Source organism: Gracilibacillus sp. HCP3S3_G5_2 (assembly GCF_052063305.1).
Classification (GTDB): domain Bacteria; phylum Bacillota; class Bacilli; order Bacillales; family Amphibacillaceae; genus Gracilibacillus.
In genome coordinates this window covers 95,984-113,069 of sequence record NZ_JBQHXU010000011.1, presented here as the reverse complement: position 1 = coordinate 113,069, position 17,086 = coordinate 95,984, and the positions used below count along the sequence as shown (strand labels likewise).

The following is a 17,086-nucleotide window of genomic DNA, read 5'->3' as shown; positions in this document are numbered from 1 at the left end:
ACATGTTAAATGATTTATAAGTATAATGAGTAAGACTGTCTAAATCGATGATGATTTTCAGATTCCTCAGGGAGGTGCATATAGATGAAACGTACATTTCAACCAAATAACCGTAAACGTAAAAAAGTTCATGGATTTCGTGCGCGTATGAGCACAAAGAATGGACGTAAAGTAATTGCTCGTCGTCGCAAGAAGGGTAGAAAAGTATTGTCTGCATAGGCCACTGATACACTCAGTGGTCTTTTTCCATGTAAGACATTTAATTGAATGGAAGCATTGTTTTCTTTAATGGAGGCGCGCTAGTAATGAGGAAAGCATGGAGAATTAAAAAAAATAGTGAATTTCAAGAGGTTTTTAAGAAGGGCGCTTCTTTTGCTAATCGACAACTAGTTATTTATTATTTACATAAAGATCAACAGCAACATTACCGTGTTGGTTTATCTGTAAGTAAAAAAATAGGGAATGCAGTAGTACGTAATCAAGTAAAGCGCTATATTAGACAAGCATTTCTTGAACTAGATACAACTATTAAAAAGGATTATGATATAATCATTATTGCAAGACAACCAGTAAAAAATATGGATTTTCATCAAATAAAAAATAGTCTCCATCATCTTCTTTATAAGACAAAATTGTTAGAAAAGAAATGAGACAATGAAAGAAAATATTATTTACTATTAGGACTAGCTTATTGTTAGTTACTAGTGGTAAAATGATTTACTATAAACAGTGATTGTGTAGGAATTAAGGAGGATAATGATGCGTAAGAAGCTCCTCATATTATTGAGTTTAGTTGGAGTGTTAGTTTTTTTATCAGGTTGTACGGAGATCGACCAGGATATTACTTCAGAAAGTGAAGGGATATGGAATACTATTTTTGTATACCCGCTATCTTGGTTACTCGTCAATATTGCTGAATTCTTTCGTGCAGAATATGGTTACGGACTGTCTATTGTTATCGTTACTATTTTAATCCGGTTGCTATTGCTGCCGTTAAATATTAAACAATTGAGAAGTTCAAAAGCAATGCAGGAAATTCAGCCCAAAATGCAAGAGCTTAGAGAAAAATACAGCTCTAAAGACCAACAAACACAGCAAAAATTACAGCAGGAAACGATGGAATTATTCCAAAAAAATGGCGTGAACCCACTAGCCGGTTGTTTACCAATCTTGGTGCAGATGCCGATTTTGATAGCTTTTTATCATGCAATTATGAGAACAGCCGAATTACGAAGCCATGAATTTTTATGGTTTGTACTTGGAGAACCAGATAGTTTATTCATATTACCGATATTAACAGCTGCATTTACGTTTTTACAGCAAAAATTAATGATGGCCGGAACTACAGCGGCTAATCAGAATAATCCAATGATGCCTCAAATGACGATGATGCTTTATATTATGCCGATTATGATCGGGGTATTTGCTATATTTTTCCCATCAGCATTGGCGCTTTACTGGGTAGTAGGTAATATCTTTATGGTATTACAAACATTATTAATTAAAAACCCTATGATGAAACGTGATGAGGCGAATGCAGGAGGAAATAAATAGTGAGAAAAATAACTGCTACTGGACAAACTGTTGAAGAAGCGGTCCAATCAGCATTAAGGCAGTTAAACATCACAGAGGACCAGGCAAAGGTAGAGGTCATTGACGAAGGAAAAAAAGGGCTATTAGGTTTATTTGGATCGAAGCCTGCGATTGTAAAAGTAACTGAAGCTGAACCTCAAGTTGAAAAGAGTTCAGTGGAAAAAGTACAAGCAGATGAAGATCCAGTGAAAAAAATTCAGCAGTATGTTGAAAATATTATTTCTGAATTTCAGGTGGATGTAAAAGTCAGAACAGAAGTAGAGCAAAATATTGTGACAGTACAATTGTCCGGTGAAAAAATTGCTTTATTAATTGGTAAACGTGGTCAAACACTAAATGCTATTCAGTACCTTGCTCAATTAGCCATGCATCAATATGCCGAAAAATATTATACCGTTATTGTAGATGCAGAAGGGTACCGTGATCGTAGAAAAGAAACATTATATACTTTGGCGGAAAGATTAGCGGATCGTGCCAGCAAGACAAAGAAAGATGTCAAAATTGAGCCAATGCCGTCATATGAAAGAAAGATCATTCATACTGCATTACAACAAAGAGCAGATGTAGAAACAGTTTCACAAGGAACAGAACCTAACCGCTACGTTGTCATAAAACCAAAAACATAACTGACCCATAGACGAGTAATCAACACGATTACTCGTCTTTTTATGAGGTTGAGACAAAAAGAAAGTTTTTCGCCCAGAAGCCGGCTAATAGAGCGTAGGAAGTAAACGTAGACTCCTGTGGGAAAGCGGAGTATATTTCCTAGGCGGGTTATTGGGACCATTTATTAAGAGCGTTGTCTTACTGAGCTCTCTTCTCGTTTTGCTTCGTTTTTTTAGTTTTGGTAGCAGTTGATTCGTAGTAAAATTTTTATTTACTTTGCGTAAGCTAAGTGAGCTATGAGTGAAAGGTGGATAGGTTTATTTTGGATGCTTGTGAACAAATGGTTTCATAAAAAGTTATACACATGTGGATAATAGAGAATAAAGGTAAAAATAAAAACTAAGTGTGGATATCTTTTCAATTGGTATAGTTTTGTGCTATTCTAATAAGTTAGTGACACAAAATCGAATGTAGTTAATGGATATATAGAAAAATCAGAATAATGGGGGTGAAGAAATGGAAAATGATACAATAGCAGCAATTTCGACACCAATAGGTGAAGGAGCGATTGCGATTGTACGTTTGAGTGGAGATGAAGCAATTGCTATAAGTAATAAAATGTTTGAAGGGAAAGACCTTGAAAAAGTTGACTCCCATACGATTCATTATGGAAAAATCATCGATACAGAGACTAAGGAAATGATGGAAGAAGTAATGGTTACCGTCATGCGGGCACCAAAAACGTTCACAAAGGAAGATGTAGTCGAAATCAATTGCCATGGTGGACTGGCATCCGTAAACCGTTTATTAGAACATGTTTTATATCATGGTGCGCGATTGGCGGAACCTGGTGAGTTTACCAAACGAGCATTTCTTAATGGACGGATTGATTTATCACAAGCAGAAGCTGTAATGGATTTAATTCGTGCAAAAACAGACAAGGCAATGAATATAGCGTTAAAACAATTAGATGGAAAATTGTCGAAACTAGTCGATCAATTAAGACAACAATTAATTGAAACAGTTGCACATGTGGAAGTGAATATCGACTATCCTGAGTATGATGACGTGGAAGAAATGTCTCATCAGATGTTAAGAGCAAAAACAGAAGAAGTATACCAAGAAGTAGAACGATTATTAAGCATGGCCAAACAGGGGAAAATTTTACGTGAAGGAATTGCAACAGCCATTATTGGACGTCCGAACGTAGGTAAATCTTCATTACTAAATGCGTTTGTACAGGAAACAAAAGCAATCGTAACAGATATTCCAGGAACAACAAGAGACGTGATTGAGGAATATGTGAATGTTCGTGGTATCCCGTTACGTTTAGTTGATACAGCAGGTATTCGTGAAACAGAGGATATTGTGGAGCGAATCGGTGTAGAGCGATCAAGACAAGCTCTGAAAGAGTCAGACTTGATTTTGCTTGTGCTAAATTATGGAGAGGAATTAACAGAGGAAGACCGTAACCTTTTTAAAGCTGTAGAGGGTTTAGAGTATATCGTGATTGTCAATAAGACAGATCTGGATCAACAATTAGATTTGGAAGAAGTGAAGCAATTAGCAGGTGATCAAAAAGTAATAACGACTGCGTTAATAGAAGATAAAGGAATGGATACGTTAGAAGAGGCAATTGCAGATACCTTTTTTGCTGGAGAGTTGGATAGCGGTGACTTAACGTATGTGTCGAATGTACGCCACATTCAATTATTGCAGCAAACGTTAAAGGCATTGGAAGATGCTATGGACGCAATGGATGCCGATATGCCTATTGATCTCGTTCAAATCGATGTAACGAGAGCATGGGAACTATTAGGAGAGATTGTAGGAGATACCGTGCAAGACAGTTTGATCGATCAACTGTTTTCACAGTTCTGTTTAGGAAAATAATATAACAAAAAAGGAGGATCAGCAATGTCAACTTATGAAGCTGGCGGGTATGATGTAATCGTGATCGGGGCAGGACATGCAGGAGTAGAAGCAGCCTATGCTGCAGCTAAACGCGGTGCGAAAACATTAATATTAACATTGAACTTAGACATGATTGCATTTATGCCCTGTAATCCGTCAATTGGTGGACCTGCTAAAGGTATTGTTGTTCGTGAAATAGATGCTTTAGGTGGATTAATGGGTAAAGTTATTGATAAAACTTACATTCAAATGAGAATGCTTAATACAGGTAAAGGACCTGCAGTACGTGCATTACGTGCACAGGCAGACAAACCTCTGTATATTCAAGAAATGAAGAAAACACTAGAACAAACGCCAAACTTAACCCTCCGCCAAGGAATGGTAGAAAAATTAGTTGTAGAAGATGGAAAGGTAAAAGGAGTGATAACGGAGACTAAAGCATTATACCGTGCTGCATCTGTTATCATTACAACGGGAACATTTATGCGTGGACGTGTCATTATTGGAGATATTTCCTACGAAAGTGGACCTAATAATCAACGGGCTAGTGTGAAATTAGCAGAAAACCTAGAAGAGCTAGGCTTTGATCTAGTACGTTTTAAAACCGGAACACCACCAAGAGTTAATAATGCTTCCATTGATTATGATAAAACGGAAATTCAGCCAGGCGATGAAAATCCACAACATTTTTCCTATGAAACAACGGAAGAAATACTGGATCAAATTCCTTGCTGGTTAACGTATACTAATGAAAAAACGCATGAAATTATTAATGACAATTTAGGCTTATCAGCCATGTACTCAGGTATGATAAAAGGAACCGGACCACGTTATTGTCCATCCATTGAGGATAAAATTGTCCGATTCCATGATAAACCACGTCATCAAATTTTCTTAGAGCCTGAAGGTCGTCATACAGAAGAGGTATACGTACAAGGGTTATCGACTTCTTTACCTGAATATGTACAACGTGAAATTTTACGCAGTATTCCTGGATTGGAAGAAGCGGAGATTATGCGTGCTGGCTATGCAATTGAGTATGATTCGGTGGTGCCAACCCAGTTATGGCCAACCCTTGAAGTGAAAGACATAGAAGGATTATTTACTGCGGGTCAAATAAATGGAACATCTGGTTACGAAGAAGCAGCGGGGCAAGGCTTGATGGCCGGTATTAATGCTGCTGCTAGAGCTTTAGATAAAGATGCATTAATTCTAGATCGTTCACAAGCTTATATTGGTGTTTTAATTGATGACCTTGTAACAAAAGGTACCAATGAACCATATCGTTTGTTAACTTCACGTGCTGAATATCGTTTATTATTACGTCATGATAATGCAGATTTACGCTTAACCGAGATTGGCCATCAAATCGGTTTAATTTCAGATGAGCGGTTTGCACGATTTGAAGAAAAGAAACGTTTAATTGAGGAAGAAAAAGAACGCCTTAACAATACCCGTTTAAAGCCTACTGAAGAATTACAACAGTTAATGGAATCTGTTGGTGGTACTAGGTTGAAGGATGGTATTCTCGCTTATGATTTATTGAAGCGACCAGAAGTGTCTTATGAAGTAATTGATCAAGTTGCACCAGCTGAGAAAGAGTTAGCGGATGATGTAAAAGAACAGGTGGAAATTCAAATTAAATACCAAGGCTATATCGCGAAATCCAACCAACAAGTTGAACGTATGAAAAAAATGGAGAACAAATTAATACCAGACAATATTGATTATGATGCCATCAGTGGTATTGCAACAGAAGCAAGAGAAAAATTAAAACAAGTACGTCCATTATCCGTAGCTCAAGCATCGAGAATATCGGGTGTTAATCCAGCTGATATTTCTATTTTATTAGTGTATATTGAACAAGGGAATGTGGCGAAAGTATCGAACGAATAGAGGAGTGGCATAATGAATCTTCAGTCCTTTCAAGAACATTTGCAACAAGAAGGCATTGAGATAACGGAAAAGCAATTGCAACAATTTGAAAGATATTTTCAAATACTGTTGGAATGGAACGAAAAAATGAATTTAACAGCGATCACTGATAAAGAAGAGGTTTATGCCAAACACTTTTATGATTCGATTACTGCTGCATTTTATTTTGATTTTACCAATGAATTTCATTTGTGTGATGTGGGTGCTGGTGCTGGTTTCCCAAGTATCCCACTCAAAATATTGTTTCCACATATTCAAGTAACCATTGTCGATTCATTAAAGAAACGAATTTTATTTTTAAATCATTTAGCTAGTGAATTAGGCTTAGGAGATGTAAGTTTTTACCATGATCGAGCAGAATTGTTTGGTAAAAATGAAAAATTCCGACACAAATTTGATGTAGTAATGGCCCGGGCTGTTGCTAGAACATCTGTTTTGTCGGAGCTTTGTCTACCTCTTTTACGGACTAATGGTACGTTTATTGCGATGAAAGGTTCTAATGTGGAAGAAGAACTGACAGATGCGGAAGCTGCTATTGAGCTGCTTGGTGGAAAAATCCAGCGTGTTGAACATCTCTCCTTACCCAATAATAATGGAGAAAGAAATATTGTAATTATCGATAAAAAACGTAAAACGCCAAAAAAATACCCTAGAAAACCTGGAGTTCCCAACAAAAATCCACTCTAATAAATAATTTTTATAAAAAATAAGTAATATTTTTTATCGCTTTTTGGATTTTTATGATAAAATAAAAGTAACAGATTACTAGTTATGTTCCACGTGAAACATTTGGGATATAAAACGGCTTCTATGACTTGCTTAAATTCTGGTTTTAAGCAAGTTTTCCCTTTTATTTTATCTATCAACAGGGAAAAGTATTCGCTCTCATAATAGTATTAATAGAATTATTGTTAAGCAGAAAAAGGTGGTGTTTATTATGTTACACCCATTTGGTCGAATTTTTGGATTAGGTGACAAAGTGGAAGAGGAATTGATAGAGGAGCCAGAAAGCTATCAAGACGAAGTAGTTTTTATCAATATTGAGGACATTGAAGCAAATCGATACCAACCTAGATCCATTTTTGATGAAGAAAAAATAAAAGAATTAGCCCAAACCTTACATACACATGGTATGATTCAGCCGATTGTCGTCCGACCTATTGCTGAGGAAGAAGGAAAATACGAGATTATTGCAGGGGAAAGACGCTGGCGAGCAGCTAAAACCTTAAATTGGGAAAAGATACCTGCCATTATCCGTGAGATGACAGATAAAGAGACGGCATCCGTTGCATTAATTGAAAACTTACAACGTGAGGAACTTACAGTAATCGAAGAAGCGGCAGCATACGAGAAATTAATAGAAATGCATGAATTAACACAAGAGGCATTAGCCCAACGCTTAGGTAAAAGTCAATCTACTATCGCCAATAAAATGCGTCTCTTGAAATTACCTGAACAAGTGCAACAAGCCATTTTACAGAAAAAAATTACAGAAAGACATGCTCGTGCGCTGATTGCTTTAAAAAATGAAGAACTACAATTGAAAATTTTACAACAAATCATGGAACGTGATTTGAATGTTAAACAAACAGAGGCACATATAGAAAGGCTATTATCAGATAAGAAAAAGCCGGTTAAAAAACCTCGTTTAAAAGGTATTAACAAAGATATGAGAATTGCTATGAATACAATAAGGCAATCATTAGATATGGTATCCGATACAGGGATAAATCTTGAAACAGATGAACAGGATCTTGACGACTTTTATCAAATAACGATCAAGATTCCTAAGAAAAAATAATTACATGATTGGACCCATCTTTATTAAGCTAGGAAGATGGGTTGTTTTTTGGTAGGATAGTAGCTTTTTAAAAAGATTAGCAAAAAAATAATGTTAAATAGAGAATTAATGATAAAATAAAAGGAAATGATGCAAGAGGTAGGTGACACCATGGGTAAAGTAATAGCCGTTGCAAACCAGAAAGGTGGCGTCGGCAAAACGACTTCTGCTGTTAATTTAAGTGCTTGTCTAGCGCACCTTAATAAAAAGATATTAATTGTAGATATAGATCCACAAGGAAATTCAACAAGTGGAGTAGGAATTAATAAAGCAGATGTAAATCATTGTATATATAATGTGTTAGTTGATGATGTGGAAACGAGTCAAGTATGTATGCAAACAGATATTAATAACCTAGAGATCATACCGGCAACCATTCAGCTAGCAGGTGCAGAGATAGAACTGGTTTCTACTATTTCACGTGAAATTCGTTTGAAAAAGGCAATTGATAGCATTAAAGATAGCTATGATTATATTATAATAGATTGCCCTCCTTCATTAGGGTTATTAACCATCAATGCATTAACAGCTTCAGATACCGTCTTAATTCCTGTTCAATGTGAATATTACGCATTAGAAGGATTAAGTCAGTTGTTAAACACGATTCGTTTAGTGCAGAAGCATTTAAATAAAGAATTAATGATTGAAGGAGTTCTTTTAACAATGTTAGATGCTCGAACAAATCTTGGTTTACAAGTAATCGATGAAGTAAAAAAATATTTTCAAGATAAAGTCTATAATACGGTGGTACCTCGTAACGTTCGGCTGGGTGAAGCACCAAGTCATGGACAACCAATCATATCATATGACTCTAAATCAAGAGGTGCAGAGGTATATCTTGATTTAGCAAAGGAAGTGATTGCAGGTGGCTAGAGGATTAGGAAAAGGATTAGATGCATTTTTTCCGGAAATTGAAGAAAAAGATTCGGATAAAATTGAGGAAGTGGAACTAAAAGATTGTCGTCCAAATCCTTATCAACCCCGCAAAGTGTTTGAGGCAGATGCAATCGAAGAGTTAAAAGAATCTGTTTTACAACATGGTATCCTACAACCTTTAATAGTAAGAAAAAGTATTAGAGGATACGAAATAGTAGTGGGGGAGAGAAGATTTAGGGCAGCAAAGGAAGCTAATTTAGAAACCATTCCCGTTATTGTTAAAGAATTAACGGATGAACAAATGATGGAATTAGCGTTATTAGAAAATATTCAACGGGAAGATTTAACGCCAATAGAAGAGGCAACTGCCTACGATCGCTTAATTAATGAGCTCGGCACCACACAAGATCAACTTGCTAAGCGTTTAGGGAAAAGTAGGTCACATATTGCGAATCTAGTTCGTCTACTTAGTTTACCAGACGATGTAATAGCCCAAATTAATAACGGATTACTTTCAATGGGGCACGGCAGAGCGTTATTAGGATTGAATGACAAAAGTAAAATTCAACCAGTAGTGAAGCGTATTATGAAAGAGAAATTAAATGTCCGACAAGTTGAGGCATTAATAAACGAACTGAATAATAAAGAACCGAAGAAGAAGAAAAAACAAAAAAAGGATATTTTTATAACGGAAAAGGAAAATCATCTAAAAGAGTATTTTGGAACGAATGTCAAAATTAATAAAGGTAAGCGAAAAGGTAAAATTGAAATTGAATTCTTTTCCGATGAAGACTTAAATCGTATTTTAGATAAAATGGAATAACGCTAGGTCTGATTGTTTGCAGAGCAAATGATCAGATTTTTTTTCATAGAGAAGAAAAAGTAGCAGTAATGCGTCCTATAGCTGGTAATAGAGAAAGTCTCATCTATCCATTCGGTAGAAAGAAACAATTAAAAGCAATAAGCTCTGAATAGGTGCACAATGTTTTGCTTAGATAAATACTTTGAACGAAGGTGACAACATAATGGCTTTATTAGGAACGTTAGTAAATGGTTTATGTATTATTATCGGTACCATTATTGGACTTGTTTTTTCCAATATCCCCGAGAGAATTAAAACTACTGCTCTTCAAGCAATCGGTTTAGTAGTTGCACTAATAGGTATTCAGATGGCGATTCAAGCAAATAATATTATCTTAATTCTACTTAGTTTATTGCTTGGTGCTGTTATAGGAACCGCCATACATTTAGAAGAAAAATTAAATTTAATGGGTGAGAAATTAGAAAAGAAAGTAAGCAAGAAAAGAAATAGTAACCTAACAGAAGGGTTTATTACTGCTAGCCTCATCTTTGTCATTGGTGCAATGGCAATTGTAGGTGCTTTAGATGGTGGCTTGAGAGGAGATCATGAGGTATTATATACAAAGGCGTTTCTAGACGGCTTTATGGCAATCGTATTAACTTCTACTTTAGGTTATGGTGTTATTTTCTCTGTTATTCCAGTTGTACTTTATCAGGGCTCTATTGCATTACTAGCTGCACAAATTAATAAGTGGCTTCCACAAGCTGTCCTGGATGGGTTTATAAATGAAGTGACGGCAATAGGGGGATTATTAATTTTAGCTATTGGGTTAAATATTTTAAACATTACTAAAATTAAAATAGGTGACTTTTTACCAGCAATTTTTGTGTTTATCATCTTTTATTTCAGTTACAGTTTATTAGCCTTATAAAAATTCCTCCTTAAACAAAGATTTTACGTGAAAAGAGTTGGGAGTTAGCGATAATCCGTAGCAACCTCCAGATAGAAAGAAAGGAGGTGAACATTAAAGAAGCGGTCAACGCCCCTGCTTGCTTCTACTTAAATGGATTGAAGTTTCTTTCATACCTTTGTCCCATTTCGCATATTTTTAATATATCTAAAGCTTTTTGGGGGCAACGATATGTGGAAATCGGGTTTGAAGTGGATGTTTTTAATTATAGGAACCATGGTGGGAGCAGGATATGCTTCAGGAAGAGAACTGTGGCAGTTTTTTGGTCAAGAAAGTGGACTAGCAATCGTTTTATTCACGGTATTATTTATTATTTCTGTCGGTATTACAATGAAAGTAAGCTATCAACATCAAACATCTAATTATTATGTACTATTGGAAATCATTCTTGGTAAACATATTGCACGATTTTATGATATATTAATTTTTTTCTATCTTATGTCTACAACCGTTATTATGATTGCAGGAAGTGGTGCAACCTTTGAGGCCTTTCAACTGTCAAAATGGTTAGGAATTTTATCGATAGTAGTCTTTATTATTATGATTTTTATGAAAGGGATCAAAGGGGTTGTCACTTTTAACGTAATAATCCTACCGTTATTAATGATAGGATTATTATCGATATTAATGATTTATTCGATAGATGAGCAACTAACATTTATTATATCTTTGGAAAATCAAGCAAACTGGACTGCTGCTTTTACTTTTACAGCATTAAATATCTTATCTATTTTAGCAGTATTAGGAGCAGTAGGGGATAAGATTAAATCCAATGGTGAAATCATTATTGCAAGTGTAGGTAGTGGATTGATATTAGGAATTACCTCTTTACTTTATAATAATTCATTAATACAAATTTCGGAGATTATTATTTTATATGAAATCCCCTTATTTGCTATCCTAAAGAATTATCCAAGCTATACGTATATTATCATGTCGATACTGTTGTGGTGTGCAATATTTACCACTGCGATCTCCAGCGTATTGGGGCTTGTATCGAGAATTGCTCGTTTTCTAAAGTACCATATGTGGCAAATTGCAATGATTTTATTAATCCTTTTAATCCCCTTAACAAATATTGGATTTTCAACGCTTATTGCATTTTTATATCCGATATATGGAATAGTTAATTTATATTTGCTTTGTGCTATCTTACTATTTCCTTTTTATAAGAGAATCTAATATAATAGTAGCAGTACATCGTGTAAGATTGAGGTGATAACATGGAGCGCAAGGAATTTCAATTGAATGATATAGTCGAAATGAAAAAGCCCCATCCGTGTGGAGAGAATCGTTGGAAAATAATCCGTATGGGTATGGATATTCGAATCAAGTGTGAAGGATGTGGGCATAGTGTCATGTTACCACGCAAACGATTTGAACAGAAAATGAAGCGAATAATAGAACAGCAACAATGAATTAATTTTCATAAAATTGTTTCACGTGAAACAAAATCGATTTTTCTAATAGATAGAAAGAAAGATTTACATGATTTCTATAGAAGAAAATCGGGAAATCAAGGGGATCTGACCCTTGATTTTTGCTTTTTAATAACTTGTCAATTTGACAAAGTATCACTATAATTGGTATGACTGATACGTTCATATGGACGGAATCCTTAAGGAGTGAAAGTTAACATGGCATTAACAGCAGGAATTGTTGGTTTACCTAACGTGGGTAAGTCAACCCTATTTAACGCAATAACACAAGCAGGTGCAGAATCGGCAAACTATCCGTTCTGTACGATTGACCCTAATGTAGGAATTGTAGAGGTACCAGATGAAAGATTGCAAAAACTAACAGAATTAGTAAAGCCAAAAAAGACTGTTCCAACAGCTTTTGAGTTTACAGATATTGCAGGGATTGTGAAAGGTGCAAGTAAAGGAGAAGGGCTAGGAAACCAGTTTCTTTCTCATATACGTCAAGTAGATGCGATTTGTCATGTTGTTCGTTGTTTTCAAGATGAGAATATTACCCATGTATCTGGAAGAGTAGATCCTATTTCCGATATAGAAACGATTAACTTAGAGCTTATATTAGCTGATCTTGAAACTGTTTCAAAACGGATTCAACGAGTTGAAAAAATGGCAAAACAAAAAGACAAAGAAGCAATGGCGGAATTTGAAGTGCTTGCGAAATTAAGAGAAGCATTTGAAGATGAAACGCCAGCACGTGCGGTGTCTTTTAATGAAGAACAACAAAAACTTGTGAAAGGTCTACACTTATTAACAAGTAAACCAGTATTATATGTTGCCAATGTAGGGGAAGATGAATTATTAGCAGCAGACAACAATGAAAATGTACAGCTTGTAAAAGACTTTGCTGAAAAGGATGAGGCAGAAGTAATTGTTGTTAGTGCAAAGGTAGAATCGGAAATAGCAGAGTTAGATGGAGAAGAAAAAGAAATGTTCCTGGAAGAGTTAGGTATTGCGGAATCAGGATTAGATCAACTAATTAAAGCAACATATAGTCTGCTTGGTTTAGCAACATACTTTACAGCAGGGGAGCAAGAGGTACGAGCATGGACTTTTAAAAAGGGGATCAAAGCACCACAGGCAGCAGGTATTATTCATAGTGACTTTGAAAAAGGGTTTATCCGTGCTGAAACAGTCTCTTATGATGATTTAGTGGCAGCAGGTTCTGAACAAGCTGCAAAAGAAAAAGGAAAAGTAAGATTAGAAGGTAAAGATTATTTGGTGAAAGATGGAGATGTCATGCATTTCCGTTTTAACGTATAGCAGGATCACTTGTAACGATGTAAAATATATTTGCAATAGTGGAAGAAAATTGATATAATATTTTATTGTGAGTAATGAGACTATTACTCCTTGCTCTATTATAGAAAATAGAGCCGCTAAGACCAAAAGGAGGTGTAAACGGATGAATAAATATGAAATTATGTACATCATCCGCCCAGATATCGAGGAGGAAGCACAAACAGCGCTAATCGAGCGTTTTAACGGTTACCTTACGAATAATGGTGCGGAAATTGAAAAAGTTGAAGAAGTAGGTAAGAAGCGTCTTGCTTATGAAATCAATGATTATCGTGATGGATATTATGTAATCATTAACTTTACAGGTGATGAAACAGCTATTAACGAATTCAGTCGTCAAGCGAAATTCTCTGATGACATTCTACGTCACATGGCAATTCGTGAAGACGATCAATAATAAGGAGTGGTTCTGATGTTAAATCGTGTCGTGCTTGTCGGCAGGTTAACGAGAGATCCTGACTTACGCTACACACCAAATGGCGTTGCCGTAGCTAATTTTACAATAGCTTGTAATAGACCTTTTTCTAATCAGCAAGGACAGCGAGAAGCAGACTTCATTAACTGTGTAGTCTGGAGAAGACAGGCAGAAAACCTTGCAAATTATATGAATAAAGGGAGTCTTGTCGGTGTAGACGGTCGTATCCAAACTCGTAGCTTTGATGATCAAGAAGGAAAAAGAGTATTTATTACGGAAGTTGTAGCAGAATCGATTCAATTCTTGGAATCTAAGGGTGGAGCAACTGGTGGACAACCTAACATGCAAGGATCTCAAGAATATAATCAAAATCAGAACCAACCGAGTCAAGCAAATCAATTTAACCAAAATAATAATAATCAAAATAATCAAGGAAATAACGATGGAGGTAACCCATTCCAGGATAGTGGAGAGCCTATCGATATTTCGGATGATGATTTACCATTTTAAAAAATTAAAGGAGGTTGTTGTTTATGGCAGCTCGTCGTGGTCGCGCAAAGCGTCGTAAGGTGTGTTTCTTTACAGCGAACGGTATTACACACATCGACTATAAAGATGTTGAGTTATTAAGACGTTTCATTTCTGAGCGTGGAAAAATTCTTCCTCGTCGTGTAACTGGAACTTCTGCAAAATATCAACGTAAATTGACGAAGGCAATTAAACGCGCTCGTCAAATGGCGCTTTTACCTTACGTAAATGATTGATAAGAACGATAAAAGCTTGGAGCACAGCATGTGTTTCAAGCTTTTATTATACAGAAAAATAGAATAGTCTTTTAACGAGAAATCGAGATATATAGAAGATTATGGCTAGAGGTTTACTGAAGAATGGTTGTGAAAGAAGATTATATAAAAAGTTCGAAGGGCAACTTAAAGGTTTGTGAAATTTCGCCCTTAAAGTAACGAGTGCGTTAATTCAATAACTCCAATATCAACAAAGAGCCAAAGTATACATTATTTTACTCATTAAAATGTATGCTTTGGCTCTTTGTTATTCATCTTCAGCGTATAAAATCAGGACAATGATTAACAGATGGCTTGTTATTAGAGGCTGCAATTCACTATAAGATGAGGTCATCATTTCCAATAAAGTGTGTCCGTTATCTTAGCAGAAACTGTTCATTTTAAATGACGGTCACCTGTCTCCACCAGAAAACGGTAATTATCATCAAATTCCTTCATATCCATTACTTTCATAAATATTTCAAGATTATTAGAATGAGAACGCAAGAAATGAGAAGTACTTGACTCCCACTTAATGATAAAGTTTTACTGAAGGAAGGGATGTCTTATGAAAAAACGCTCAATTGGTTTATATGAAGGGATTGCATTATATATTGCCGCAATACTAGGTTCAGGTGTGCTATTTATTTCCTCCGTTACTGCTTCTATTGCAGGTCCTGCGTCCATATTATCATGGGTAATTGTCATTATAGCTAATCTTCCACTTGCCTACACATTTGCTTGTCTAGCACGTGAATATCCAGATGCCGGGGGTGCAGCTACTTTTGTCCGAAAATCATTTGGATTTCATTCTGGAAATATTGTAGGTTGGTTTTACTTTGTAACTGCTGCAGTTGGACAAACAATTGTATCTTTAACTGGGGCATTTTACGTTAGTCAGGCTTTTGGATTTTCTGACTTTACAAGAAGTTTACTTGCATTCACCATTCTAGTTATTGCTGGTATAGTCAATTATAATGGAGTGAAGGTGAGCGGTAGAGTCGCATTAATCCTGAGTGGTTGTTTACTATTATTACTTACACTTACTGTTATAGTTTCAATACCGAGCATTAATTTAGAGAATTTCACCCCTTTTGTGTCTAATGGATGGCAGTCAATTGGAATAGCAATAACAGCGATATTTTGGGCATTTTTTGGATGGGAGGCTATTTGTAATCTTGCGAACCACTTTAAAAACCCCAATAAAAACATTGTTAATGGAACCATTATTAGCGTAATAATTATAGGGCTATTATTTTTAGCACTAAGTTTTGTAACAATCGGGACCGGGACATATGGAAGTATAGAGAGTGATCTTTCACCAATTGGTGCTATAATGGGAGAAACACTAGGAATTGGTGCGCAAATTGTAACCGCCATATTGGCATTTTTCATATGTGTTGGAACTTCCAATGCGTTTGTAGCTAGTCTAACGCAACTCGGTTATTCTTTAAGTAGAGACGGTGCATTTCCAAAACAATTATCACATATACACTCGACTAAGAAAATTCCAAGACGTATGGTTATTTTTGTGATTGGTTTTGCAGGTATCGGAGTTATTATTACGGAATCCTTTACAATGACATTTAATGATATTTTATTTATCCCGACCTCATTAGGTGTGCTTGTGTATATTTTTTCTATGGCTGCTGGTGTTAAACTTTTTAAAATTAAAACATTACCTTGGTGTTCCTCTTTAGTATCATTAATCTTTTGTATCCTTGTGTTACCGTTCTTTCAATTGTACATTTTTGTTCCGGTAATCGTTGTTGCTTTATACATTAGCTATATGACATTTCCAAAATTTATGTCTTATGATAAAAAGTAATCCAGTCTGAAAACATAATTAAATTGTATGGGGAATTCTTTTCTATACGTTAGCTTGAAGATTCTTTATTGATTGGAGAGTAATTTTATATGAAATCAAATACTCAATTTTCTATCGAGTTAATGTGGGGCGCAGTAGTTAAATGTGATAAAAGATATGATGGAATGTTTTTTTATGCGGTAAAGACAACTGGTATTTTTTGTCGACCATCTTGTAAATCTAAAACTCCCAATTATGATAATATATGTTTTTTTGATAATGCTGCAGATGCTATACAACAAGGATTTAGACCATGTAAAAGATGCAAACCTGAACTATCTATTAACACATTTGATCCTCAGCAAGAAATAGTTGATGTTGCAATAAATTATTTAAACCAGCACTATCAAGAAAAATTAACCTTAAACGTCATTGCTTTCCAAATTGGGGTAAGTCCGTATTATTTAAGCCGAATCTTCAAAGAAAAGTTAGGCATCAGCCCACTTAAATATCTAGAAGCCATTAGAATCTATAAAGCTCAGCAATTATTGTTGCATACAGCTCATAATAGTACAGAAATTTGCTTTCAAGTAGGATATAAGAATTTTTCTAGTTTCTATCGACACTTCAACAAAAAATATGGGTGCTCACCATCTCAATATAGGAAACAAAAATGGAATAAGAAATTGGAGGAAGTAAATAAAAAATAAGAATGTTAAGGGTGCTATAAATAGGTGCAAAATAAAGTGGAGGTCTGCCAACAAAATGCGGA

19 protein-coding genes are annotated in these 17,086 nt (G+C 35.4%); all 19 read left to right on the top strand.

All coding sequences use genetic code 11. The features are described 5' to 3' along the window. Window positions 1-84: 84 nt before the first annotated feature. The 19 genes from rpmH to ACTNEP_RS16305 all read left to right on the top strand — a co-directional run bounded on the left by rpmH (window position 85) and on the right by ACTNEP_RS16305 (window position 17,024). A complete protein-coding gene (rpmH, locus tag ACTNEP_RS16395) occupies window positions 85-219 on the top strand; it encodes a 50S ribosomal protein L34 (protein WP_003462393.1) in 135 nt (44 codons plus the stop codon). Window positions 220-305: 86 nt separating this feature from the next. Further along, entirely contained in the window at window positions 306-650 is a 345-nt protein-coding gene (gene rnpA, locus ACTNEP_RS16390) for a ribonuclease P protein component (RefSeq protein ID WP_441163069.1), read from the top strand. A 109-nt stretch (window positions 651-759) separates the two neighbouring features. Next, the gene (spoIIIJ, locus tag ACTNEP_RS16385; RefSeq protein ID WP_441163068.1) at window positions 760-1,554 is read left to right on the top strand and encodes a YidC family membrane integrase SpoIIIJ; all 795 of its coding nucleotides are present in this window, start codon (window positions 760-762) and stop codon (window positions 1,552-1,554) included. Further along, window positions 1,554-2,219: an RNA-binding cell elongation regulator Jag/EloR gene (jag, locus tag ACTNEP_RS16380; RefSeq protein WP_441163067.1), complete on the top strand. Its 666-nt coding sequence runs from the start codon at window positions 1,554-1,556 to the stop codon at window positions 2,217-2,219. The genes spoIIIJ and jag overlap by 1 nt, the downstream gene beginning before the upstream one ends. A 496-nt stretch (window positions 2,220-2,715) precedes the next feature. Next, window positions 2,716-4,092, top strand: coding sequence for a tRNA uridine-5-carboxymethylaminomethyl(34) synthesis GTPase MnmE (gene mnmE / locus ACTNEP_RS16375; RefSeq protein ID WP_441163066.1), 1,377 nt, complete (start codon window positions 2,716-2,718; stop codon window positions 4,090-4,092). 24 nt (window positions 4,093-4,116) lie between these two features. Continuing rightward, entirely contained in the window at window positions 4,117-6,009 is a 1,893-nt protein-coding gene (gene mnmG / locus ACTNEP_RS16370) for a tRNA uridine-5-carboxymethylaminomethyl(34) synthesis enzyme MnmG (RefSeq protein ID WP_441163065.1), read from the top strand. A gap of 12 nt (window positions 6,010-6,021) precedes the next feature. Next, window positions 6,022-6,735, top strand: coding sequence for a 16S rRNA (guanine(527)-N(7))-methyltransferase RsmG (gene rsmG, locus ACTNEP_RS16365; RefSeq protein WP_441163064.1), 714 nt, complete (start codon window positions 6,022-6,024; stop codon window positions 6,733-6,735). Between the two features lie 250 nt (window positions 6,736-6,985). Beyond that, on the top strand, window positions 6,986-7,849 hold the full coding sequence (gene noc / locus ACTNEP_RS16360; protein WP_441163063.1) for a nucleoid occlusion protein: 864 nt from the start codon (window positions 6,986-6,988) through the stop codon (window positions 7,847-7,849). Between the two features lie 150 nt (window positions 7,850-7,999). Continuing rightward, window positions 8,000-8,761 carry a ParA family protein gene (locus ACTNEP_RS16355; RefSeq protein ID WP_441163062.1) on the top strand — a complete coding sequence of 254 codons (762 nt, stop codon included), beginning with the start codon at window positions 8,000-8,002 and terminating at the stop codon, window positions 8,759-8,761. Next, complete coding sequence (locus ACTNEP_RS16350) at window positions 8,754-9,587, top strand: ParB/RepB/Spo0J family partition protein (RefSeq protein WP_441163061.1); 834 nt, start codon at window positions 8,754-8,756, stop codon at window positions 9,585-9,587. Before ACTNEP_RS16355 ends, ACTNEP_RS16350 begins: the two co-directional genes overlap by 8 nt. Before the next feature lie 202 nt (window positions 9,588-9,789). Next, window positions 9,790-10,497, top strand: coding sequence for a DUF554 domain-containing protein (locus ACTNEP_RS16345; RefSeq protein ID WP_441163060.1), 708 nt, complete (start codon window positions 9,790-9,792; stop codon window positions 10,495-10,497). A gap of 210 nt (window positions 10,498-10,707) precedes the next feature. Continuing rightward, window positions 10,708-11,718 (top strand): YkvI family membrane protein, encoded by a 1,011-nt coding sequence (locus tag ACTNEP_RS16340; protein ID WP_441163059.1) that lies wholly within the window; start codon window positions 10,708-10,710, stop codon window positions 11,716-11,718. A 41-nt stretch (window positions 11,719-11,759) separates the two neighbouring features. Continuing rightward, entirely contained in the window at window positions 11,760-11,954 is a 195-nt protein-coding gene (locus ACTNEP_RS16335) for a DUF951 domain-containing protein (protein ID WP_441163058.1), read from the top strand. Window positions 11,955-12,173: 219 nt separating this feature from the next. Continuing rightward, window positions 12,174-13,274 (top strand): redox-regulated ATPase YchF, encoded by a 1,101-nt coding sequence (ychF, locus tag ACTNEP_RS16330; protein ID WP_441163057.1) that lies wholly within the window; start codon window positions 12,174-12,176, stop codon window positions 13,272-13,274. 142 nt (window positions 13,275-13,416) lie between these two features. Further along, window positions 13,417-13,707 carry a 30S ribosomal protein S6 gene (rpsF, locus tag ACTNEP_RS16325; protein ID WP_441163056.1) on the top strand — a complete coding sequence of 97 codons (291 nt, stop codon included), beginning with the start codon at window positions 13,417-13,419 and terminating at the stop codon, window positions 13,705-13,707. A gap of 15 nt (window positions 13,708-13,722) precedes the next feature. Further along, window positions 13,723-14,235 carry a single-stranded DNA-binding protein gene (gene ssb, locus ACTNEP_RS16320; RefSeq protein WP_441163055.1) on the top strand — a complete coding sequence of 171 codons (513 nt, stop codon included), beginning with the start codon at window positions 13,723-13,725 and terminating at the stop codon, window positions 14,233-14,235. A gap of 23 nt (window positions 14,236-14,258) precedes the next feature. Further along, window positions 14,259-14,489, top strand: coding sequence for a 30S ribosomal protein S18 (rpsR, locus tag ACTNEP_RS16315; RefSeq protein WP_441163054.1), 231 nt, complete (start codon window positions 14,259-14,261; stop codon window positions 14,487-14,489). 586 nt (window positions 14,490-15,075) lie between these two features. Next, window positions 15,076-16,335 carry an APC family permease gene (locus ACTNEP_RS16310; RefSeq protein ID WP_441163053.1) on the top strand — a complete coding sequence of 420 codons (1,260 nt, stop codon included), beginning with the start codon at window positions 15,076-15,078 and terminating at the stop codon, window positions 16,333-16,335. Window positions 16,336-16,424: 89 nt separating this feature from the next. After that, window positions 16,425-17,024, top strand: coding sequence for a bifunctional transcriptional activator/DNA repair enzyme AdaA (locus ACTNEP_RS16305; RefSeq protein ID WP_441163052.1), 600 nt, complete (start codon window positions 16,425-16,427; stop codon window positions 17,022-17,024). Window positions 17,025-17,086: the final 62 nt, after the last annotated feature.

What these genes read in the sequence shown, in the direction of transcription:
- rpmH (WP_003462393.1), top strand. Translation starts at nt 85, where the DNA reads ATGAAACGTACATTTCAACCAAATAACCGTAAACGTAAAAAAGTTCAT.
- rnpA (WP_441163069.1), top strand. Translation starts at nt 306, where the DNA reads ATGAGGAAAGCATGGAGAATTAAAAAAAATAGTGAATTTCAAGAGGTT.
- spoIIIJ (WP_441163068.1), top strand. Translation starts at nt 760, where the DNA reads ATGCGTAAGAAGCTCCTCATATTATTGAGTTTAGTTGGAGTGTTAGTT.
- mnmE (WP_441163066.1), top strand. Translation starts at nt 2,716, where the DNA reads ATGGAAAATGATACAATAGCAGCAATTTCGACACCAATAGGTGAAGGA.
- mnmG (WP_441163065.1), top strand. Translation starts at nt 4,117, where the DNA reads ATGTCAACTTATGAAGCTGGCGGGTATGATGTAATCGTGATCGGGGCA.
- rsmG (WP_441163064.1), top strand. Translation starts at nt 6,022, where the DNA reads ATGAATCTTCAGTCCTTTCAAGAACATTTGCAACAAGAAGGCATTGAG.
- noc (WP_441163063.1), top strand. Translation starts at nt 6,986, where the DNA reads ATGTTACACCCATTTGGTCGAATTTTTGGATTAGGTGACAAAGTGGAA.
- ACTNEP_RS16355 (WP_441163062.1), top strand. Translation starts at nt 8,000, where the DNA reads ATGGGTAAAGTAATAGCCGTTGCAAACCAGAAAGGTGGCGTCGGCAAA.
- ACTNEP_RS16345 (WP_441163060.1), top strand. Translation starts at nt 9,790, where the DNA reads ATGGCTTTATTAGGAACGTTAGTAAATGGTTTATGTATTATTATCGGT.
- ACTNEP_RS16340 (WP_441163059.1), top strand. Translation starts at nt 10,708, where the DNA reads ATGTGGAAATCGGGTTTGAAGTGGATGTTTTTAATTATAGGAACCATG.
- ACTNEP_RS16335 (WP_441163058.1), top strand. Translation starts at nt 11,760, where the DNA reads ATGGAGCGCAAGGAATTTCAATTGAATGATATAGTCGAAATGAAAAAG.
- ychF (WP_441163057.1), top strand. Translation starts at nt 12,174, where the DNA reads ATGGCATTAACAGCAGGAATTGTTGGTTTACCTAACGTGGGTAAGTCA.
- rpsF (WP_441163056.1), top strand. Translation starts at nt 13,417, where the DNA reads ATGAATAAATATGAAATTATGTACATCATCCGCCCAGATATCGAGGAG.
- ssb (WP_441163055.1), top strand. Translation starts at nt 13,723, where the DNA reads ATGTTAAATCGTGTCGTGCTTGTCGGCAGGTTAACGAGAGATCCTGAC.
- rpsR (WP_441163054.1), top strand. Translation starts at nt 14,259, where the DNA reads ATGGCAGCTCGTCGTGGTCGCGCAAAGCGTCGTAAGGTGTGTTTCTTT.
- ACTNEP_RS16310 (WP_441163053.1), top strand. Translation starts at nt 15,076, where the DNA reads ATGAAAAAACGCTCAATTGGTTTATATGAAGGGATTGCATTATATATT.
- ACTNEP_RS16305 (WP_441163052.1), top strand. Translation starts at nt 16,425, where the DNA reads ATGAAATCAAATACTCAATTTTCTATCGAGTTAATGTGGGGCGCAGTA.